Raw genomic sequence first — 20,160 nt, 5'->3', positions numbered from 1 at the left:
CCCCGCCGCCCGGCCCGCGCCACCGCGACCCAGGAGACCTCCCCTCGTGAACGCCCTCGTCGTCCTCGCCCAGTCGGCGACCGAGCAGCCGACCGGCCTGTGTGAGGACCAGCCCAACGCCGTGTGCGACTGGGTGCTGGAGACCACCGGCTCCGATGCACTCGCAGGGCTGGCCGGGGGGATCGTGGCCCCGTTGACCCAGGCGTTCGCCGTCCTGGTCGTGACCTTCGTCGTCAGCCTGATCGCCCGCTTCGCCGTCCGCCGGATCGGCCGCCGGCTGGTCGCTGGCGGGGACCGACCCAGTCGGATCACCGACCTCACCCCGGGACTGCGCACCGGCCCGCCCGATCCGCGCCGGGCCCGCCGGGTCGAGTCCCTGGTCGCGGTGGTGTCGAGCATCGTCACGGTGCTCGTGTGGACCATCGGGGTGATGATCGCCCTTGGTGCGTTCAACATCAACCTCGGGCCGTTGGTGGCCAGTGCCGGGATCATCGGCGTCGCGCTGGGCTTCGGGGCCCAGTCGTTGGTGCAGGACTTCCTGACCGGCCTGTTCATGCTGGCCGAGGACCAGTTCGGCATCGGCGACGTCATCGACGTCGGCGAGGCCACCGGCGTCGTGGAGTCGATCTCCCTGCGGACGACCTCGCTGCGGGCCGTGGACGGGACGCTGTGGCACGTCCCGAACGGCCAAATCCAGCGGGTCGGGAACATGTCCCAGGACTGGGCCCGCGCGGTGCTCGACATCGGCGTGGCCTACGACACCGACGTCGCCCACGCGCGCGAGGTGATCGGCCAGGTCGCCCACGAAATGTCGGTCGACCCCGACTTCGACCAGGTCGTGCTCGAGGATCCGGAGATCCTGGGCGTGGAGACCCTCGGGGCGGACGCGGTCGTGATCCGCACCTCGATCAAGACCCTGCCGGGCGAGCAGTGGACGGTGGCCCGGGAGATGCGCCAGCGGATCAAGCTCGCCCTGGACGCCAACGACATCTCGATCCCGTTCCCCCAGCGCGAACTGTGGATCCGGGGTGACGGGCAGGTCTTCCGCGACGGCGGTGACGGCCAGCTCGCCACCGGCGCGCCGGGTGCCGACGGGGACGCCTAGACGGCCCGCATGCTGCGACCGCCGTCGCCTTCCCAGGCGGAGCGCAGTCCGGCGCGGCGCCGGTCGACGTCGCGCAGCTGGATGACGATCCCGGCGATCGCGAGGCCGAAGTACAGCACCACCCACCAGGCGGACGTCTCCATGGCCACCGTCGTGGCGCCCTGGCCCAGTTGCTCGACGTCGAGGGTCCCGACCAGGAGCATCACGCCGGTCGTCACGACGGTGGCACCCCCGAAGGCGGTCAGGATCGTCAGCAGCGCCATCGGCAGGTCGGCCGCGATCGCCACGAACCCCAGCAGGGCGCCGGCGGCGACGCCACCCAGGATGATCACCCACGTCCAGGTCACGCCCAGCGCGACCAGCACGGTCGTGCCCAGGACCCAGCCGATCGCGGCCATGCTCAACACGACCGAGAACTCGTAGTACAGGTATGCCAGGACACCGAACAGCAACGCCACGCCGACCCCCACCAGCCAGGCCGTGGTCGTGGCCAGGAAGCCGCCGTCGGTGAAACTGGCCACCAGGCCGGCGCCCAGGAAGAACCCGACCAGCGCACCCCACATCGGGATGATGACCCGCATCGCCAGGTACCCCCGGAAGCAGAAGGCGGCGCCGACCAGCACCGCCAGGATCCCCACCACCACGTCGTCCACGGTCCGCCTCGTCCGTCGTGGCCCCGTCGTGGGGCCGTGTACCGCGAACCCTAGTCCCGGCCCGTCGGGCGGTGGGACATCGCCGACGGCGTCACGCCGGGTCGGTCCCCGCCTCCCATGCCGCGCCCCAGCCGCGCAGCTCGGCCCGCAGGTCGTCCATGGCGGCGGCGAAGGCCTCGGGGGACTGGGTCCGGATGCGGTCGACCAACTGGACGGCCATGGAGTTGCCGATGGTCCCGTGGTCGGCGATCCAGCGGGTCCGGACGGCCTCCTCGGCCTCCAGGGCACGGCGGATCGCGTCCTGCTGGGCCGAGGTCGCCGGCAGGTCGAGCACCGCGGCGAGGAACGGCGCCAGGTCGGCGCGGTAGTCGTGCCCCCGTGCGGCGAACACCCCCGGGACGACCCGGGCGGCGTTCTTCATGTCCACCAGCGTCTGCACGAAGGTCGTGACCGGGATCCAGCGCTGGGAGCGACGCACCCCGCTGGGACGGGTGTCCGGGTCCCCCAGCCAGTCGGGCCGCTGGACGAGCAGGGACTGCCCGAAGCGGGCCACCCCGTCGTCGTGGTGGGTCAGCATCACGAAGCGCAGGTCCGCGGCGCGGTCGGGGTCCTGGGCGTCCCACTCGCCGATGTCGTTGAACACCCCGAGCAGTGACGGGTCGACGTCGGGCCGGTCGCCGGACAGCACCTGGTCCTTCCACTTGCTCTCGAACGGCGTCCCGATCCACAGGGCATGGTCGACGTGGGCGTCCCGCAGGCCGTCGGTGCCCTGGTGCAGGAAGGCGTCCTGGCTGGTCCACGCCCCGAGGCTCTCGCCGAAGACCACCACGGTCGGTCGCTGCGCGCGTCCCTCCAGCCGCTCCCCGAGGGTGTCGACGAGCGCACGGAACTGCGCGCGACCCTCGTCGACCCGGTCCAGCGACAGCGGCGAGGGACGGGCCGAGTACTGCATGGCGACGCTGGCACAGTCGCCGCGGGTCAGGAACTCCAGCGCGCCCAGTGCGGCGTAGTTGGCGTAGCCGGTCCCGGTCGGCGAGACCAGCATCAGCCAGCGACGCTCCAGGCCACCCGCCCGCTCGAGGTCGTCCAGCACCCGGTCGACGCGCTCCTGCACGGTCGGTGCAAGCTCCAGCCCACCGTAGATTCGCACCGGGTGGGCCGCGGCCGGTTCGCCGACCACCCGCTCGATCTCGTCCGGAGGCCGGACCGTCCAGGCCATGCGGCGACCCATGCGGCCCATGGTGTCGTACGGGATGGTGCTGTCCGGCGAACCGGAGACCTCCGGACGCCACGGTGCCACGTCCAGGGCGGCCTCGAACCGGGTGTTGGTCCCCTCCAGCGACCGGAAGACCGGCTGGGCTGCCGCCCGTGCCCCGGCCAGCAACAGGCCCACCGACGCGAGGTGGCCGACCGGACGCCACGTCTCGCGTCCACCGGGAAGCACCGACCCCAGGAGGCCGGCCACCTGCTCGCTGATCCAGCCCTCGGCCCGTGCCAGGCCGGTGGCGCCGACCGTCACGCCGACGCCCATGGCCAGGGACCGCCCGACCGACACCGATGCCTCCTCGACGTCGAGGTCGCGTCCCTCGTCGAGCCGTTCGTGGCGCCGGCGATCCAGCTCCCGTGCGGCGGCCAGGGCGCCGGCGAGCACGACCAGGCCGGCGCGCGCCGCCGTGTCGTCGTCGCCCTCGGCCGTGCCGGCGGCACTGTGCACGGCGCCCGCCGCGAGCCCGGCGGTCCCGGTGATCTTGAGCAGCCAGCCGGTCGTTCGCGCGGTCGCACGCCACAGGGTCTCGCCGTCACGCTCGTCCAGCCAGTGCTCGAGCCCGAGCCCGGCCAGCACGGCCAGCGCGTCCGCCCCCAGCACCCGCCGGTGCCAGTCACGGGTGTCGTCGCCGGTGGTCCCGGTGGTCGGTCGTGACAGTGCCTGCAGCGCCTCCTGGACGGTCGAGACCAGCCCCTGGCCGATCGTGACGGTGAGTCCGGTGACCAGGGCCTGGTCGAGGTTGCTGCGACTGGTCAGCGTGCGCTGGAAGGTGGCCGGCAGGGCGGCGGCCGCGACCAGCAGCCCCGTCTCGGTGGCTCGTCGTGCCATCCGGTCGTGCAGGTCGTCGTCGGGGGTGGCCATCGTTGCTCCTGGTCCGGGTCCGAACACGGCACCGACGCACGGGTCGGGCCCGTTCGCGCCGTCGAACCTAGGGGGTCCGATGCGTCCACGTCGGCGGGGTCGGCCACGTCCTCGGTCGCTGGTCGAGATCGTGGCGTCGGTAGCCTCCTCGGTCGACCACGCGCTCCCCGCAGGGGGTCAGACCCCCGACGACGAGGATCCCCCGACCGTGCAACCCGTCCTGTCGATCGTCCTGGTCATCGGGATCGTGGTGTGGCACAACGCTCTCCACCTGGCGCCGCCCCGACTGCGCGAGCCGGTCGTGTCGATCGGCGTGACGGCGGCCGCGGTGGCCGGCGGCGTGTGGCTGTTCTCGTCGGTCGACCCGACCAGGGGGCTGGCCGCGGCCGTGCCCTGGACGCTGGCGACCGCCGGGCTGTGCCTGGGTGTCGTGGCGGTGTCGCGGGTCGTGCCGACCGTGGCGGGGTGGCTGACCGACCAGCGCATGGCCGCGATGGGGTCGAGCGAGTTCCTGGTCCACACGCTCGTGCGGATCCCGATGTTCACCGCCCTGACCGAGGAGGTCCTGTTCCGGGGCGTCGTGTGGGCGCTGCTGGCGCGGATGGGTGGTGACGTCGTCGCGCTGGTGGGCAGCTCGGTGGCGTTCGGCTTCGGGCACGTGGTCGTCGCCCGCGACCAGGCCCGGCGCGAGGGCCACGACGAGTTGCGCTGGATCGCCGTCACGGTGGTGGCGACGGGCCTGGCCGGGCTGTTCCTGGGCTGGCTGCGACTGCGGACCGGCGGGATCTGGGCCCCGGTGGGCGTGCACGCCGCGGTGAACATGGTGCTGGCGTTCGGGGCGCGCATCGCCACGCCGACGCCCGAGCCTGCCGACCCCTGAGCCGAACCCCCTGGCCCTACAGGACGGGGAGGCGTTCCTTGTCGTGGGCCCACGCCCCGGCATCGGTCGCCTGGTCGCCGGCGTGGTAGGACGAGCGCACCATCGGGCCGGACTCGACATGGTCGAAGCCCAGTTCCTCCTCGCCGTACTGGCGGAACTTCTCGAACGACTCGGGGGTGACGTAGCGGTCGAGGTGCAGGTGCTGGGCCGACGGCTGCAGGTACTGGCCGATGGTCAGCAACTGGACGTTCGCCGCACGAAGGTCGCGCATCATCTCGAGCACTTCCTCGTCGGTCTCGCCCATGCCCACGATGATGTTGGACTTGACGGCCGTGTCGGCCGGGAACTTCTCGCGCGCGAGGGCGAGGAACTCCAGCCCGCGGTCGTAGTCGAACGACGGGCGGATCTCCTTGAACAGGCGCCGGGTCGTCTCGAGGTTGAACGCGAACACGTCCGGCGGGTCGGCCACGACCTGCTCGAGCGCCGCCGCGCCGACGGTCGGGTCCAGGCCGTAGCCGAAGTCGCTGGGCAGGACCTCGATGCCCACGTCGGGGGTGCGGGCCCGGACCTGGCGGATGGTCTCGGCCACCAGCCACGAGCCGTTGTCGGCCAGGTCGTCACGAGCCACCATCGTGACCACGACGAAGCGCAGCCCGAGGTGCTCGACCGCCTCGGCGACGCGGCGGGGCTCGTCCTGGTCGTAGCCGGCCGGCTTGCCGGTCTTGATCTGGCAGAACCCACAGCGCCGCGTGCAGTCCGACCCACCGATGAGGAAGGTCGCCTCGCGCATCTCCCAGCACTCGTAGATGTTGGGGCACGCGGCCTGCTCGCAGACCGTGTTGAGGTCGAGGTCGCCCATCAGGCGCTTGAGGTCGGTGAAGTTGTCGCCGAACGAGGCCTTGACCTTCAGCCACTCGGGCTTGCGACCGTCGTGCAGCGACGTGTCGATGGTCTTGCGGACGACGCCGGCGCGCTGGGTGCGCTCACGCCCCAGGACGTCCAGCGTGCGGGTGCCCGGGGGGATGACGGGCTCGGCGGTCACGGTGACTCCTCGGAACTCGGAGTTGCGGTCCCTCGATCGTATCCACCACCCCCCACCTCCCCGCCCGTCCGACGCTCACCGCCCCGCCCGCCCGCCGCGCCGACACCGCCAGTCGCCCGACCCCTCCAGCGGGTGCACTTCGGTGCGGTTCGCGCTCGGTCGTGCACCCGCTCGGGACGTGGCGGCCCGGGAGGTGGTGAGTGGGTGCACTTCGGTGCGGTTTGCGCTCGGTCGTGCACCCGCTCGGGACGTGGCGGCCCGGGAGGTGGTGAGTGGGTGCGGTTGGGTGCGGTTCGCGCTCGGTCGTGCACCCGCTCGGGGGTGGGGGAGGGTGGGAGCTATCGTCCGGGGGCATGGCTGCCTACTTCATCTCCGGGGCGAGCTCCGGCATCGGCGCCGAGCTGGCCCGCCAACTCGCTGCTCGCGGCGACGCCGTTGCGTTGGCCGCCCGGCGAACGGACCGGCTCACCGCGCTCGCCGACGAGCTGTCCGCCAACGGCGCCATCGTCAGCGTCCACGAGCTCGACGTGACCGATGCCGCCGCCGTGGACCGGGAGGTCCGGGCCGCCGACGCCGTCCTCGGCGGGCTCGACGTCGTGGTCGCCAACGCCGGCCGAGGCGGGGGAGCGGTGGTCGGGGACGGCCACCACGATCGCAACGTCGGCGTGCTCGAGACCAACCTCGTCGGCGTGTTCGCCCAGGCCGAGGTCGCGCTGTCGCTGTTCCGCCCCCGGGGTGTGGGCCACCTGGTCCTGGTGTCGTCGGTCGCCGGGACGCGGGGCCTGCCGGGGTCGTCGGCGTCCTACTCGGTCAGCAAGGCCGGTGTCCTGCAATTGGGGCGGGCCCTGCGGACCGACCTGGCCGGCAGCGGGATCGACGTCACCGTCGTGATCCCGGGCTGGGTGTCGTCGGAGATGACCGAGCGCGTGCCCGAGCGCGTGAAGACCGACGTCGAGACCGCGGTCGCGTCGATGCTGGACAGCATCGATGCCCGCCGGGGCGAGGCGTACGTGCCACGGTGGTGGCGGCTGCTGGCCCGTGGGGTGCTGCCGCTGGTCCCCGGCCGCGTCCTCAGGCGCTTCCTGTAGCGGCCGGCACCACGGCGTCGGTCCCCGACGACCCGTCCGGGCCCAGCCCGGGCCCGAGCCCGTCGGCCGCGACCGGCTCGAGGGCCGCCCCGAAGACCTCGCCGAACGCCGCGACGGTGTCGTCCACGGCGGTGGCCATGTCGAGGTCGGCACCCAGCGCCGCCATCGAGGTGACCGGGCGATCGTCGATGCCGCACGGGACGATCCCGCGGAACTCGTCGAGGTCGGTCGTGACATTGGTCGCCCAGCCGTGCTGGGTGACGCGACCAGCGGTCACGCGGACGCCGATCGCCGTCACCTTCCCGGCGTCGGTCCAGACCCCGGTCAGGTCGTCGATCCGGTACGCGTCGACGCCGTGCGCCGCCAGCAGGCGCAGGTTCAACTCCTCCAGGGCGCGGACGTAGTCGACGACCCGGGGGCCGTCCAGCCGCAGGATGGGGTAGCCGACCAGTTGCCCGGGACCGTGGTAGGTGACGTCGCCGCCACGGTCGATCTGGACGAGGTCGATGCCGGCGTCGGCCAGTCCGGCCTCGTCCAGCAACACGTTGGCGCGGTCCGCACGGGTGCCCAGCGTGTAGGTCGGGGGGTGCTGGAGCAGGAGCAGCACGTCGCCGACCTCGTCGGCGGCGCGTGCCCGGGCCAGTCGCCGTTGCCAGTCCCATGCCCGTCGGTAGTCCACGGTCCCGGGTGTGACGACCTGCAGCGGCCGGTCCGGCGTCGCGCGCAGCGTCGAGGCCGGCCCACCACGGCGGGCGGAGCGCGTCGCCATCACACGGCCTTGGTCCGGGACTCGATCACCGGCAGCGTACGGCGTGCGTGGTGCCGCCCGACCGGGCCCCGACGGAGACCGGGAACACCACCGTCCGGCCGGCGTGGGGGAATGCCCCCGGGTTCGTTGCCGTTGCAACGAACCGAACGAGCGTCGGCTGCGAACGACTAGCGTCGGCGTTCGACCGAACGCCGCGCGGGGCCGACGAACGTGCAGGAGGCATGCGACGTGAGGGTCGATGCGCGTGGAACTCGTACTGTCGTCGTGGGCGCAGGCGTGGCCGGGCTGGGAGCAGCCTGGGCCCTGCGACACGACCCCCGACTGCAGGTGCTGGACGCCGATGACCACGTCGGCGGCAACGCCGTGACCGTCCATGTGGACGACCTCGACGTGGACGTCGACATGGGCTTCATCGTCTGCAACGACCAGACCTATCCCGAGCTGCTCCAGCTGTTCGACGAGCTCGACGTGGAGACGGCTCCCAGCGACATGTCGCTGTCGGTCCAGCTGGGTGACGACGCCTACGCCGGGACGGCGTCCGGCCTGCTGGGGGACGGGCGGTGGCGGACGCGACGAGGCTGGCAACGCCTCGCCGGGATCGTCCTGCTCGGCCGCCGGGCCCGTGCGCTGGCCCGGACGGGGGCGACCATCGGCGACAGCCGCGCCGTGCTGGGGTCGACCGTGGTGGACGACTACGTGATCCCCATGGTCTCGGCCATCTGGTCCGCACCCGGTGCCGACGTCGAGCGGATGCCGCTGGCCAGCATGGTGACCTTCTTCGACCAGCACGGCCTGTTCGACCTGGTGGATCGCCCCCGCTGGCGCACGGTCCGTGGCGGCTCCGCCCGCTACGTCGACGCGCTGGTGGATCGCCTCGCCGGCACGGTCACCCACGACGCCGTCGTGACCGACCTGCATCGTGACGGCGACGAATGGGTCGTCGAGGTCAACGGTGGTCGCGGCGACGACGGTCGTGGTGACCTCCTGCGCGCCGACCACGTCGTGCTCGCGACACCGGCCGACACGGCGCGCTGGCTGCTGGGTGACGCCGCCACGCCCGGCCAGGACCGAGTGCTGGGCGACTTCGCCTTCAGCGACAACACCGCCGTGCTCCACACCGACGCATCGGTCATGCCCGACGACCGGCGCCTGTGGTCGTCGTGGAACGTCGTCACCGGCGGCGAGGTCGCGGTGACCTACTGGATGAACCGGCTCCAGCCGCTGGACACCGACACCGACCTGTTCGTGACCCTCAACCCGACTCGCGAGTTGCAGGGGGTGCGGGCCGAGCGCGAGTTCCGCCATCCCGTGCTGGGTGAGCGCGAGGTCGCCGCCCAGCGGGCCATCCCCTCGATCCAGGGCGTCAACGGGGTGTGGGTCTGCGGCGCCTGGACCGGCTACGGCTTCCACGAGGACGGCTTGGAGTCCGGCCTGGCCGTCGGTGCCGCGATCGCCGACGTCGAGGGCCCGCCGCGTCGGGACGGTCGTCCTGCGGCCGCGGTGGTGGCACCATGAGTGCCATGCCTGCCCGCACGACCTCCTCGCCTGCTCGTCCGACGTCCTCCGGCGCGGACGGGCTCCGCTCGGGCCTGTACCCGGGGGTCGTCGTCCATCGGCGTCGTGGCGAGATCGACCACGACCTGCGCCAGCGGGTCGTGATGGGGCTGTTCGACCTCGACGAGCTCGACCTGCTCGACCGCGAGGTGACCGGCTTCGGGGTAGACCGTCCCGCCCCGGTCGCCTTCCGCACCGACGACCACGGCCGTGCCGACGGCTCGGACCTGCGCGACTGGTTCACCGAGGTCACCGCCGGCGCGGGGGTGCGCGACGTGTCCGGCCCCCTGCAGGTCCTGAGCATGCCCCGCGTCCTGGGCTACGCCTTCGACCCGATCAGCGTCTGGTTCGGCCACGACGCCGGCGGCCGGCCGTCCGCGGTGGTCCACGAGGTCCGCAACACCTTCGGCCAGCGCCATGCCTACGTCGTCCCCGATCCCCTCGCCGGTCGCGTCGGCCCCGACCCCGAGGGGGCGACGGTGGTGCGCCACCGGGCCGACAAGGCGTTCCACGTCTCGCCCTTCTTCGACGTCGACGGGACCTACGACTTCACCCTGCGCATGCCCGACGACCGGGCGGCGCTGGGCATCCTCCACCACGCCGGCGACGGCCACACCCTGACCGCGTCCTTCACCGGTCGCCGCCGTGCCTTCACGACCGCGGGGCTGTGGCGCTCGATGGCCCGCCACCCCCTGCTGCCCCAGGCGGTGACCGGTGGCATCCACCTCCACGCCGCGCGACTGTGGGCCAAGGGTGCGACCTACCGCCCGGTGCCCGACCACGACCGCGGGGTGACCACCGGCTGCCCGGTGACCCATGACCGCGAACCGGCCACGGAGGTGGCGGCATGAGCCGACTGCTGCACGCCCTCGCCGGACAGATCGTGGCCGGGTCGATCGACCTGACCACGCCCGACGGCCGACGCCGGATCCACCGAGGTGGCCGGGCAGGACCCGACGTGGCCATCGTGGTGCACGATCCCGGTCTGGGTCGGCGCCTGGCGACCGGGGGAGCGTCCGCGCTGGGATCGAGCTTCGTGGAGGGAGGCTGGGAGACCGACGACCTGCCGGGCGCGCTGCGCGTGCTCAGCGCGAGCGTCGACCAACGGGTGCGCTCGGACCTGGGCCAGCGCGTCCAGGCCCTGACCGGACGACTGTTCGGCGCCGTGACCGCGCGCCTGGGTGCCGACGGCGCGGTCGACACCATGGCCGACCACTACAACCTCGGCAACGACTTCTACACGGCCTGGCTCGACCGGACCGTCACCTACTCGTCCGCGCTGTTCGACCCCCAGGACCTCCCGACGGTCCCGTCGTCGGGGCCGTTGCCGGTGTCGACCCCGCCGGTGGGACGAGACGCCCTGGCCGCGGCGCAGGTCGCCAAGTACGAGCGCATCCTCGACCGGGCCGGGCTCGGCGACGGCGACCGGGTGCTCGAGATCGGCTTCGGGTGGGGTGGGTTCGCCGAGGTGGCGGCGGCACGTGGCGTGCTGGTCACCGGCGTGACGATCGCCCGCGAGCAGCTGACCTTCGCCGGCAAGCGGCTGGCCGACGCCGGCCTGTCCGAGCGCGTCGACCTCCACCTGCTCGACTTCGCCGACATCCCGACCACGTTCGCGCGCGGCTCGTTCGACGCCGTGGTGTCGATCGAGATGATCGAGTCGATCCCGCAGGAACGCTGGGCCGAGTTGTTCGCCGTCACCGCCGGCGCGCTGCGGCCGGGCGGCCGGGCGGTCTACCAGGTGATCGAGATCGCCGACGACCTGTTCGCGACCTATGCCGACCGCGAGGACTTCATCACGACCTGGATCTTCCCGGGCGGTCGCCTCCCGTCGCCGGCGGTCGTGCGCGACCTCGCGTCCGGGGCCGGGCTCCGGGAGCGCGACGTCCACGACTTCGGGCCGTCCTACGCGCGCACGCTGGCGACGTGGTGGCGGGACTTCGACGGTGCGTTCGACGACCTTCGTCCGCTCGGGTTCGACGACCGGTTCCGCCGGATGTGGCACTACTACCTCGGCTACTGCCAAGCAGGCTTCGAGATCGGCCGGATCGGCGTGGCCCAGTGGACCTGGGAGCAGCCCGGCTGAGGCTCCGGCCGGGACTCAGTCGGCCACCACCTCGTAGCGGTGGCCGGCGGCACGGAGACGGTCGACCAGGACGTCGCCGATCCCCGTCGACGGCGTGAGCACCCCGGCCCGGTCGGGCAGTGTGGCGGGATCACCGGCCAGCGCCAGCGCGGCCTCCCCGAGCATCACCTTCGTCGCGCCGTAGCCGGGATCCCCCGGGGCCGCGATCTCGGCGTGGAGCCGTGCCCCGGTCGTGGTCGTGGTGTGCACGTCGATGCGGAAGAACCCGTCCTCGCGCAGCTGCTCCGCCGGCCCGTCACCGGGGTCCGGCATCACCCGGTCCAGCAGCGCCCGGGTGGGGGTGAACGCCATGGCGGCGACGAGTGCTCCGAGGCCGGCGACCATGCCGCCCGCCACCAGCGCGCCCAGCGGGGACGTGCCGGTCCGCACCAGTTCGCGGTACCGCAGCGAGCGGCCCCAGGCGTGGCCCAGCAGGGCGTTGGAGCGGCGCACGACCCGGGTGTTGACGGGGGCCATCGGGAAGGGCGCGAGCCATCCGCCCAGCCGTGGGTCGTGGACGATGCCGACGCGGTCGCGGTCACGACCCGCGGGGCCGGGGTCGCGATCGGGCTCGGCGTCCCGGTCGGGGCTGAGGGCGTAGGGGTCGAGGACGAGGCGGCGCAGGTCCGCGTCGTGGCGCATCGCGTCGACCTGGTGTCGCAGGGAGTCGATCGTCCCGCCGCTGATCCCGCCACGTCCTGCCCGCACGACCAGCGTGGTCGGACCCAGCTCACCCAGTTCGTGGGCCGCCGCGTACGTCGCGAGCAGGTGCACGCCCAGGTCCGACGGGACCGAGTCGAACCCGCACGCGTGCACGATCCGTGCGCCGGAGGTCCGGGCGACGTCGTGTGCGGCGTCGATCGAGTCGCGCATGAACGACACCTCGCCGGTCAGGTCGGCGTAGTGGGTGCCCGCGGCCGCGCAGGCCTCGACCAGCGGGAGCCCGAAGCAGTCGTAGGGGCCGACGGTGGTCGCCACCACCCGGGTCGACCGTGCCAGGGCGGTCACGTCGTCGGGGTCGAGGCTGTCGGCGACGACCAGCGGCCAGTCCGCGGCGCGGGGACCGAGGTCGTCGCGCAGCGCGGACAGCCGTTCCCGCGAGCGGCCGGACAGGGCGATCACCAGGTCGGGCGGTGCGACGTCGCGCAGGTGCTGTGCCGTCAGCCGGCCGACGAAGCCGGTCGCGCCGTGGACCACGATGTCGTGGGGTCGGTCCTCCGGGGCGATCGGGGAGCCGTCGGGCGTGGGGGAGGACATCGATGAGGACCGTTCGTCGTGGGGGAGGCGAGGCGGGCCGTGCGTCGTCCCGATGGTGCCGCACGGCGACGATCGCGGGTCCTGGCATCACCGGCCGGGCGGCCCGATGATCGGTTCCTGGAAGGCCATGCCCAGGTCCCACGGGAAGTAGATCCAGGTGTCCTGGCTCACCTCGGTCACGAACGTGTCGACCTCCGGGCGCCCCAACGGCTTGGCGTAGACCGTGGCGAGGTGGGCGGCGGGCAGCATCTCGCGCACCACTCGGGCGGTCGCGCCGGTGTCGACCAGGTCGTCGACGATCAGCACGTCCGCGCCGTCGTCGGTGAGCAAGTCCGGCGTGATGGTCTTGAGGACCCGGATGTCACCCTGCTCGTCGTAGTCGTGGTACGAGGCGACCCCCACGGTCTCCACGACCCGGATCTCGAGCTCGCGCGAGATGATCGCGGCCGGCACCAGGCCGCCCCGGGTGATCGTGACCATCGCGCGCCACGACGTCGCCCGGTCCGACAGGCGCCAGGCCAGGGCCCGGGCGTCCCGGTGGAACTGGTCCCAGGAAACGGGATAGGACTTCTCGGTGGGTGGCATCGCGTCTCCTGGTCGTCGACGACGCCAGCATGCCAGCCTGGGTCCGGACACGACGGCTAGCGTCCGGGGGCATGACCGACGACACGCCCGACGACCCGTACACCCGCACGCCCGACGAGCTCGCCGCCGCGGTGGACGACGCCCTGGCCGCCGCCGATGCGGACGTCGCCCGCATCGTGGCGACCGGGGGCCACGGCACCTTCGCGGAGGTGCTCGGCCCGCTGGAGGACGTCGCCGACCGGCTCGGCCGCGTGTACGGCACGACCGGCTTCCTGGGCCACGTCCACAACGACGCGCAGGTGCGCGCGGCCGGACGGGTCGCCGAGCAGCGACTCGCGACGTGGGAGGCCGACCTCGCCTTCCGTGACGACCTGTTCGCGACCGTCTCCGCCTTCGGCGAGACCGACGAGGCGGCGACGCTGCAGGGCGAGGAGGCCCGGCTGCTGACCTTCCTGCGTCGCGACTTCCGCCGGGCCGGCCACGAGCTCGCACCCGCTGCCCGCGCCAGGGTCCGTGAGCTCACGACCCGGCTGGTGGAGCTGGGGGTCACGTTCGAGACCAACATCGCCGACGACCCGACCCGGCTGCTGGTGCACCCCGACGAGCTCGACGGCATGCCCGACGACTGGATCGCGTCGCTCGCCCCGTCGCCCGCCGACGACCGCCGAATCCTGACCATGGCCTACCCGGACGTCGTGCCGGTGATGGACCTGGCTCGCGACCGCGGGCTCCGCGCCCGGGTCCACCGGGCCTTCAACTCCCGGGCCGAGGTGCCCAACCGGCCGATCCTGGACGAGGCGGTCGCGATCCGCGCCGAGATCGCCCGCCTGTTCGACCGTCCGTCGTGGGCCCACCTGCAGCTCGAGCACCGCATGGCCGAGACCCCGGAGCGGGTCGAGGCGTTCCTGGACCGGCTGCGCGGCCCGCTGACCGAGGGGGCGGTCGACGAGCTGGCACGGATGCAGGAGTTGCTCGAGGCCGACGGCGACCACCCGCCCGTGCAGGCCTTCGACTGGCGGTTCTACGACACCCAGCAGCGTCGCACGGACCACGGCGTGGACCAGGCCGAGGTGGCCGAGTACTTCCCCCTCGAGCAGGTCACGGAGGGTCTGCTCGACCTGACCGCCGAGGTGTTCGGGCTGGTGTGGGAGCCGGTCGACGTGCACACCTGGGACGACGACGTGGTCTCGCTCGTGGTGCGCGACGCGGACTCGGGCGAGCGGCTCGGGCTGGTCCACATGGACCTGTTCCCCCGCGAGGGCACCTTCAGCCATGCCGCGGCCTTCCCCCTGGTCCCGGCACGTCGGCTGGCGGACGGCTCGTGGCAGCGGCCCGAGGTGGCGATCGTCGCCAACTTCCCCCGACCGACCGACGACCGGCCGTCCCTGCTGACCCATCGCGACGTCGAGACCTACTTCCACGAGTTCGGCCACGTGCTCCACGGCGTCCTGACCCGGGCCGAGCTGGTCCGGTTCTCCGGGGTGGCCAACGAGCGGGACTTCGTGGAGGCCCCGTCGCAGATCATGGAGCACTGGACGTGGCAGTCCGACGTCCTGGCCCGGTTCGCCTTCCACTTCGACACCGGCGAGCCCATCCCGGGCGACCTGGTGTCCCGACTGGTGGAGGCACGCCGGCTCAACGTCGGTCTGGCCACCCTGCGCCAGCTGCAGTTCGCCCTGCTCGACTTGCGCCTGCACGACGCGACCAGCCCGAAGGACCTCGACGCGATCGACCGCGAAGCGGCCGACGTGACCCCGTTCCCGCCCGACCCCGACACCTTCTTCCCGGCGAGCTTCGGCCACCTGATGGGTGGCTACGACGCCGGCTACTACGGCTACCTGTGGTCGGAGGTCTACGGCGACGACATGTTCAGCCGGTTCGAGGCCGAGGGCGTCACCAGCCCGTCGGTGGGACGCGACTACCGCCGAGCCGTGCTCGAGCCCGGCGGCACGCACGACGCCATCGAACTGCTGCGCGACTTCCTGGGCCGGGACCCCGACGACCGGGCGTTCCTGCGCAAGCTCGGGCTCGCGGACTGAGGGTCAGGTGACCACGATCCCGTCGTCGGGGTCCCAGTCGTACTCGATCTGCGTGGCGGTGGCCACGGCCAGGTCGCGTGACACCAGCCGCTCGACCAGGTGCAGCGCCATCGCGATGCCCGACGACAGCCCCCCCGACGTCACCACGTCCCCTGCGTCGACCCATCGGGCGGTCACGGCACCCTCCCCGACCATCGCGGCCAGGGCACCGACGTCCTCGTGGTGGGTCGTCACCGTCACGTCGTCGAGCAGGCCGGCGTCGGCCAGCAGGAGGGCGCCCGTGCAGACCGACGCGAGCAGTGCCGCGCGACCGGCCAGCTCGGCGACGGCCCGGCGCACGACGGGGCGGGCCAGGACCGCGTCGAGGTCGACCGCGCCCGGGACGACGAGCACGTCCACGGACCCGACGTCGGCCGGGTCGGCGGTGCCGACCAGGCCCAGGCCCCCGTGGGCGCGCACGTCTGGCTCGACGGCCACGGCCGTGACGGTGAATGGTTCGTCCCCGCCCGCGCGGGCCACCAGTCGGTTGGCGGTCAGGAAGACCTCCCACGGTCCGCCGACGTCGAGCAGGACGACGTCGTCGAACAGGACCAGGGCGATGTCGAGCATGGGTGGCTCCCTCGGTGGCAAACGGCGCGCGTCGGCGGATCGGTCGTTCGGGGACAGCATGGCACGCCTGCGGAGGCCGCGGGTGGGTCGATCCCGACGAGCACCGCAAGGATCCTGCCGTCACCCCGGGTCCGATCGCCGGCAGGTGCTCCGGCTAGCGTGCGGGCCATGGACGACATCTCGGAACCCGACCTCGATCCCGTCACCGACCTGCTCGAGGTGCTCGACCTCGAGGAGGTGGGACGTCGCCACATCGAGGTGTCCGGCGACGGGGAGGCCGGACGGACCGGGACCACCGACGCGCTGATGTTCCGTGGACGCAGCCAGCCACAGCCCCACGGCCGCGTGTTCGGGGGGCAGGTGCTCGCCCAGTGCGTGATCGCGGCGGGGCGGACCGTCGAGGCGGTCGACGGTGACGACCGCCACATCCACTCGTTGCACGGCTACTTCCTGCGTCCGGGGGACTCCGAGCGCGGGATCGAGTTCGTGGTCGAGCGGATGCGCGACGGTCGGTCGTTCTCGGCCCGGCGGGTCCACGCCGTCCAGGACGGCAACATCCTGCTGTCGATGATCACCTCGTTCCAGGCGCCGGCCGGGGGACTGGACCACCAGGACACGATGCCCGACGTGCCCGACCCCGAGACCCTGCCGTCGGCCGAGGAGGCCCTGGCCGGCACGAGTGACCCCCGCGTGGCGATGTTCGCGCGGCGACGCGCCCTGGACCTGCGTCACGTCGACGGCCAGGTCTGGGCGTCCCCGTCGCCGGTCCGCGAGCCACGCCAGCGGGTGTGGATCAAGGCGCGGGGCGAACTGCCCGACGATCCGCTCCTGCACGCCGCCGTGCTGGCCTACAGCTCCGACTACACCCTGCTCGAGCCCGTCCTGCGTCGCCACGGCGTGGCGTGGTCGGATCCGCGGCTGCGTCCGGCCAGCCTGGACCACGCGATGTGGTTCCACCGCCCACCCCGCATCGACCAGTGGACGCTGTACACGCAGTCGTCGCCGTCGGCCCAGGGCGGACGCGGGCTGGGCCTGGGCCGGATGTTCACCCGTGACGGGACGCTCGTGGCCACCGTGGCCCAGGAGGGCATGCTCCGGATCAAGGAGTAGCGACCGGCTCCGGCGCGGACGGGCTCGGACCGCCCGGACCGCCGGGTCCCCCCGGGTCCGTGGGTCCCTCGTCCAGGCGTGGCGGCGGCAGGTGCCGCACGGCCGGCACGGCCAGTGCCCCCAGCACGGCCACCACGACCAGCACGCCGGCGCCGACCAGCGTGGCCGCCAACCCGAACGCCGCCGCCAGCGGGCCGGCGATCGCCTGGCCGATCGGCGTCATCAGGATCGACCCGAACGCGTCGAACGACGCGACCCGCGACAGGTGCTCCTCGGCCACGTTGGCCTGCAGGGTCGTGTCCCAGGTCACGACGAAGACGCCGATCCCCGCCCCCGAGGCCAGGGCCGTCACGAGCAGGATCCACAGCCGTGGGGCGATCCCGAGCGCCACGATCAGCCCGACCGGCAGCAGGATGCCGACCATGCCCTGCCACAGGCGTCGGGTGCGGGCATGGCCCCGGGACAGCAGCAGGGTCGCCGCCAGCACGCCGGACGCCTCGGCACCCAGGACCCAGCCCCACTGGGCCCGCCCGATCGTCTGGTCCGCCACGGCCGGCCCGAGGACCGTGACGGTCGCGCTGAAGGCGATCATCAGCACCATGAAGGACAGCACGGTCACCCACAGCCACTGGTGCGCCGTGAACGCCGACCAGCCCTCGCGCAGGTCGGCCAGCATGGTCGAGCCGGCACCGCGCTCGCGCCGTGGCAGGCGCAGCCGGGAGAACAGGACCGCCGCTACCAGGCAGGACGCCGCGTCGAGCGCCAGGCCCCACGCCGGCCCGACGAAGGCGACCAGCGCGGCACCGCCGACCAGCCCGACCAGCTGCACGGTGTTGCGCCCCGACGAGTTGAGCGCGTTGGCCCGCTGGAGCAACGGTCGGGGGACCGTCTGGGGCAGGACGCCCTGGATCGCCGGGAACGACATCGCGTCGGCGCCACCGGCGACCAGGGACAGGACCACCAGCGTCGGCACGGACCCGGTCCCGGTCCCGACCAGCACGGCCACGGCGGTCTGCACGAGCCCGTTGACGACGTTGGACCACGCCAGCACGCGAGACCGTCGGAACCGGTCGGCCAGCACCCCCCCGACCAGCAGCAGGACGACCAGCCCCAGGGAGCGGGCACCGACCACCAGGCCGAGGTCGGTCAACGACCCGGTGAGGTCGAGCATCGCGAACGACAGCGCGATGGGCGCCACTGCCGTGCCTGCCATGTCGGCCGCGTTGGCGGTGAAGAGCAGTCGGAAGTTGCGGTGGGCCCACGGCGACGCCGGCCGTGCCGCTGCTGGCTCGATCACCGTCCGCTCCCGTCCGTGGGGCCCGGGCCGCGGGCCGGGTGTGGCACGGGTCGGGTTGACGTGGAGGATGCCCGTCGGTCGCCCCTGCCGCCGACCGGCTCCCCGTCCGCGACGGCACTGGCCGCCCCCCGCGTTCGTGCAGGGGGGGCAGTGGAGGCGGCTCCTACCGTCGGACGGGAACGCGACGAGAGGCCCACCATGGGAATCCTGCGCAGGCTCATCAGCTCAGTGACCGGCGGCAGCCGGAGGACGCACACCACCCACCGGGGTGGCGGCGGTGTCTCCGGTGGACTGCTGGGCGCGATCCGCGGCTTCTTCCGCGGTTCCGGCGGGCGTCGTGTCTGACCCCGCACGACCCTGGACGCGGACCGGGCGCCCGATGGGGCGCCCGGTCCGGTGCGTGGTGGGGTCGGCTCAGACGCCGACCTCGGCGCGCCAGTCGTGGTTCTCGATGACCCACTTGAGGTCCTGCAGGAACCGGGCGGCGTCGGCGCCGTCCAGGATCCGGTGGTCGTAGGTCATGCAGAGATAGGTCATCCAACGGATCGCGATGGAGTCGCCCCAGGCGTCCGAGACGACGACCGGGCGCTTCTCGATCGCTGCGGTCGCCAGGATCGCTGCCTCGGGCGCGTTGAGGATCGGCGTGTCGAACAGCGTGCCCAGCGAGCCGGTGTTGGTGATCGTGAAGGTGCCGCCCTGGATCTCGTCGGGCGAGATCTTCTTGTCCCGCGTCCGCTTCGCGATGTCGGCGATGTTGCGCGCCAGTGCGGCCACCGTCATGTCCTGGGCGTCCTTGATGTTGGGCACCAGGAGGCCACGCTCGGTGTCGACGGCCATGCCGAGGTTGACGTGGCGGTAGTAGGTCGCCGTGCCGGCGTCGAGGTCCATGCGCGCGTTGACCGTGGGGTGACGCGGGATGGTCATCAGCACGGCCTTGGCCGCGAACGGCAGCGGCGAGAGCGAGGCGCCCTCGCGTGCCTTGAAGTCGTCCTTGACGGCGGCCCGCAGGTTCATGATCGCGGTCATGTCGACCTCGACCGCGGCGGTCAGCTGGGCCGTGGACTGCAACGAGTCCATCATGCCCTTGGCGATGGCCTTGCGGACCCGGGTGAGGTCCTGGACGACCTCGCGCTGGCCCTGGAAGTCGACCTGGGTCGGGGACGGACGGGGACGGTCGGGCGTGCCGACGGCGGCGACCTGGACGGGTGCTGGCGTGACGCCTGCCCCGGCGGCCGGCTGGTCCGTGGCGGGCGCCGCCCCGGACGTGGCGTCGGCCGGCGGGTCGGCGATGGCGGCCTCGGCGTCCGCGCGGGTGATCCGCCCACCGGGTCCCGTGCCCTCGACCCTGGCCGCGTCGATCCCGGCCTCGCGGAGCAGCTTGCGTACCAGCGGCGAGGTCAGTACGGCCTCGCTGCTGGAGGTGTCGCCGCCCGACGGGGCGGGGCTGGACGGCGCGGACGTCGTCGAGGTGGACTCGGCCGGTGCGTCGTCGTCGGCCGACTCGTCGTCGTCCTCGTCCTCGTCCGTTGCGCTCTCCGCCTCCATCTCCTCCGCGACCTGCTCGGAGGTGGCCTCGTCCTCGGGGGCGCCGGAGGGCTCGCCCTCGGCACCGTCCGCGCCGCCGTCGCCATCGCCGCCCCCGTCGGTGTCAGCGCCCTCGTCCTCGCCGATCACGGCGATGACCTGGCCGACCTCGATGGTGTCGTCGACCTCGGCCTTGAGCTCCTGGACGACCCCGGCGACGGGGGAGGGGATCTCGGTGTCGACCTTGTCGGTCGACACCTCCACGATCGGTTCGTCGACCTCGACGGTGTCACCGACCTCGACGAGCCAGGCGGTCACGACGCCTTCGGTGACCGATTCTCCGAGTTGGGGCAGTTCGACGTTGGCCATGGCGGGCGGCTTTCGGTCCGGACGGA

17 protein-coding genes are annotated in these 20,160 nt (G+C 73.0%); 8 read left to right on the top strand and 9 right to left on the bottom strand.

The genetic code is table 11. The features are described 5' to 3' along the window. The first annotated feature begins 46 nt into the window (after nucleotides 1–46). Nucleotides 47–1,105: a mechanosensitive ion channel family protein gene (locus tag KR546_RS10740; protein ID WP_238444711.1), complete on the top strand. Its 1,059-nt coding sequence runs from the start codon at nucleotides 47–49 to the stop codon at nucleotides 1,103–1,105. Here the strand turns inward: KR546_RS10740 and KR546_RS10735 are convergent. Then, a complete protein-coding gene (locus tag KR546_RS10735; protein ID WP_238444710.1) occupies nucleotides 1,102–1,758 on the bottom strand; it encodes a TM7S3/TM198-like domain-containing protein in 657 nt (218 codons plus the stop codon). The genes KR546_RS10740 and KR546_RS10735 overlap by 4 nt on opposite strands. A 91-nt stretch (nucleotides 1,759–1,849) precedes the next feature. Beyond that, nucleotides 1,850–3,886 carry an alpha/beta-hydrolase family protein gene (locus tag KR546_RS10730; RefSeq protein WP_238444709.1) on the bottom strand — a complete coding sequence of 679 codons (2,037 nt, stop codon included), beginning with the start codon at nucleotides 3,884–3,886 and terminating at the stop codon, nucleotides 1,850–1,852. A gap of 208 nt (nucleotides 3,887–4,094) precedes the next feature. Here KR546_RS10730 and KR546_RS19720 point away from each other — a divergent pair, with 208 nt between their 5' ends. Continuing rightward, nucleotides 4,095–4,766 carry a CPBP family intramembrane glutamic endopeptidase gene (locus KR546_RS19720; protein WP_238444708.1) on the top strand — a complete coding sequence of 224 codons (672 nt, stop codon included), beginning with the start codon at nucleotides 4,095–4,097 and terminating at the stop codon, nucleotides 4,764–4,766. A 16-nt stretch (nucleotides 4,767–4,782) separates the two neighbouring features. On the opposite strand, the gene lipA is transcribed toward KR546_RS19720, so the two are convergent. Further along, nucleotides 4,783–5,808, bottom strand: coding sequence for a lipoyl synthase (gene lipA, locus KR546_RS10720; RefSeq protein ID WP_238444707.1), 1,026 nt, complete (start codon nucleotides 5,806–5,808; stop codon nucleotides 4,783–4,785). A gap of 353 nt (nucleotides 5,809–6,161) precedes the next feature. Here lipA and KR546_RS10715 point away from each other — a divergent pair, with 353 nt between their 5' ends. Beyond that, nucleotides 6,162–6,896, top strand: coding sequence for an SDR family NAD(P)-dependent oxidoreductase (locus KR546_RS10715; protein ID WP_238444706.1), 735 nt, complete (start codon nucleotides 6,162–6,164; stop codon nucleotides 6,894–6,896). Here the strand turns inward: KR546_RS10715 and lipB are convergent. After that, nucleotides 6,880–7,665, bottom strand: coding sequence for a lipoyl(octanoyl) transferase LipB (gene lipB, locus KR546_RS10710; RefSeq protein WP_238444705.1), 786 nt, complete (start codon nucleotides 7,663–7,665; stop codon nucleotides 6,880–6,882). The genes KR546_RS10715 and lipB overlap by 17 nt on opposite strands. Before the next feature lie 228 nt (nucleotides 7,666–7,893). Between lipB and KR546_RS10705 the strand changes: the two genes are divergently transcribed. From KR546_RS10705 to KR546_RS10695, 3 genes are read left to right on the top strand one after another with little or no spacing between them, the layout of a single operon-like run. Beyond that, a complete protein-coding gene (locus KR546_RS10705; RefSeq protein WP_238444704.1) occupies nucleotides 7,894–9,180 on the top strand; it encodes an NAD(P)/FAD-dependent oxidoreductase in 1,287 nt (428 codons plus the stop codon). After that, nucleotides 9,177–10,070: a DUF1365 domain-containing protein gene (locus KR546_RS10700; protein ID WP_238444703.1), complete on the top strand. Its 894-nt coding sequence runs from the start codon at nucleotides 9,177–9,179 to the stop codon at nucleotides 10,068–10,070. The genes KR546_RS10705 and KR546_RS10700 overlap by 4 nt, the downstream gene beginning before the upstream one ends. Then, nucleotides 10,067–11,305 (top strand): SAM-dependent methyltransferase, encoded by a 1,239-nt coding sequence (locus KR546_RS10695; RefSeq protein WP_238444702.1) that lies wholly within the window; start codon nucleotides 10,067–10,069, stop codon nucleotides 11,303–11,305. The genes KR546_RS10700 and KR546_RS10695 overlap by 4 nt, the downstream gene beginning before the upstream one ends. Before the next feature lie 15 nt (nucleotides 11,306–11,320). On the opposite strand, the gene KR546_RS10690 is transcribed toward KR546_RS10695, so the two are convergent. Then, nucleotides 11,321–12,601 (bottom strand): saccharopine dehydrogenase family protein, encoded by a 1,281-nt coding sequence (locus tag KR546_RS10690; protein ID WP_238444701.1) that lies wholly within the window; start codon nucleotides 12,599–12,601, stop codon nucleotides 11,321–11,323. An 87-nt stretch (nucleotides 12,602–12,688) separates the two neighbouring features. Then, nucleotides 12,689–13,186, bottom strand: a complete 498-nt coding sequence (gpt, locus tag KR546_RS10685; RefSeq protein ID WP_238444700.1) for a xanthine phosphoribosyltransferase — start codon at nucleotides 13,184–13,186, stop codon at nucleotides 12,689–12,691. Nucleotides 13,187–13,257: 71 nt separating this feature from the next. Here gpt and KR546_RS10680 point away from each other — a divergent pair, with 71 nt between their 5' ends. Next, entirely contained in the window at nucleotides 13,258–15,225 is a 1,968-nt protein-coding gene (locus KR546_RS10680; protein ID WP_238444699.1) for a M3 family metallopeptidase, read from the top strand. 3 nt (nucleotides 15,226–15,228) lie between these two features. Here KR546_RS10680 and KR546_RS10675 read toward each other — a convergent pair whose 3' ends face one another. Next, on the bottom strand, nucleotides 15,229–15,834 hold the full coding sequence (locus tag KR546_RS10675; RefSeq protein WP_238444698.1) for a DJ-1/PfpI family protein: 606 nt from the start codon (nucleotides 15,832–15,834) through the stop codon (nucleotides 15,229–15,231). Nucleotides 15,835–16,002: 168 nt separating this feature from the next. Here KR546_RS10675 and KR546_RS10670 point away from each other — a divergent pair, with 168 nt between their 5' ends. Further along, nucleotides 16,003–16,944, top strand: coding sequence for an acyl-CoA thioesterase (locus KR546_RS10670; protein ID WP_238444697.1), 942 nt, complete (start codon nucleotides 16,003–16,005; stop codon nucleotides 16,942–16,944). Here the strand turns inward: KR546_RS10670 and KR546_RS10665 are convergent. Next, nucleotides 16,934–18,241 (bottom strand): MFS transporter, encoded by a 1,308-nt coding sequence (locus KR546_RS10665; protein ID WP_238444696.1) that lies wholly within the window; start codon nucleotides 18,239–18,241, stop codon nucleotides 16,934–16,936. The genes KR546_RS10670 and KR546_RS10665 overlap by 11 nt on opposite strands. Before the next feature lie 414 nt (nucleotides 18,242–18,655). Continuing rightward, nucleotides 18,656–20,160, bottom strand: a 1,505-nt coding sequence (gene sucB / locus KR546_RS10660) for a 2-oxoglutarate dehydrogenase, E2 component, dihydrolipoamide succinyltransferase (protein ID WP_238444695.1), incomplete at its 5' end; no start/stop codon positions are given.

Source organism: Salsipaludibacter albus (genome assembly GCF_019798055.1).
Classification (GTDB): domain Bacteria; phylum Actinomycetota; class Nitriliruptoria; order Nitriliruptorales; family Nitriliruptoraceae; genus Salsipaludibacter; species Salsipaludibacter albus.
Note: the sequence above shows the minus strand (reverse complement) of the source record. Positions and strands in the feature narration are given on the sequence as shown.

What these genes read in the sequence shown, in the direction of transcription:
- KR546_RS10675 (WP_238444698.1), bottom strand. Translation starts at nt 15,834, where the DNA reads ATGCTCGACATCGCCCTGGTCCTGTTCGACGACGTCGTCCTGCTCGAC.
- KR546_RS10680 (WP_238444699.1), top strand. Translation starts at nt 13,258, where the DNA reads ATGACCGACGACACGCCCGACGACCCGTACACCCGCACGCCCGACGAG.
- KR546_RS10700 (WP_238444703.1), top strand. Translation starts at nt 9,177, where the DNA reads ATGAGTGCCATGCCTGCCCGCACGACCTCCTCGCCTGCTCGTCCGACG.
- lipB (WP_238444705.1), bottom strand. Translation starts at nt 7,665, where the DNA reads ATGGCGACGCGCTCCGCCCGCCGTGGTGGGCCGGCCTCGACGCTGCGC.
- KR546_RS10670 (WP_238444697.1), top strand. Translation starts at nt 16,003, where the DNA reads ATGGACGACATCTCGGAACCCGACCTCGATCCCGTCACCGACCTGCTC.
- KR546_RS10730 (WP_238444709.1), bottom strand. Translation starts at nt 3,886, where the DNA reads ATGGCCACCCCCGACGACGACCTGCACGACCGGATGGCACGACGAGCC.
- KR546_RS10715 (WP_238444706.1), top strand. Translation starts at nt 6,162, where the DNA reads ATGGCTGCCTACTTCATCTCCGGGGCGAGCTCCGGCATCGGCGCCGAG.
- KR546_RS10695 (WP_238444702.1), top strand. Translation starts at nt 10,067, where the DNA reads ATGAGCCGACTGCTGCACGCCCTCGCCGGACAGATCGTGGCCGGGTCG.
- KR546_RS10690 (WP_238444701.1), bottom strand. Translation starts at nt 12,601, where the DNA reads ATGTCCTCCCCCACGCCCGACGGCTCCCCGATCGCCCCGGAGGACCGA.
- gpt (WP_238444700.1), bottom strand. Translation starts at nt 13,186, where the DNA reads ATGCCACCCACCGAGAAGTCCTATCCCGTTTCCTGGGACCAGTTCCAC.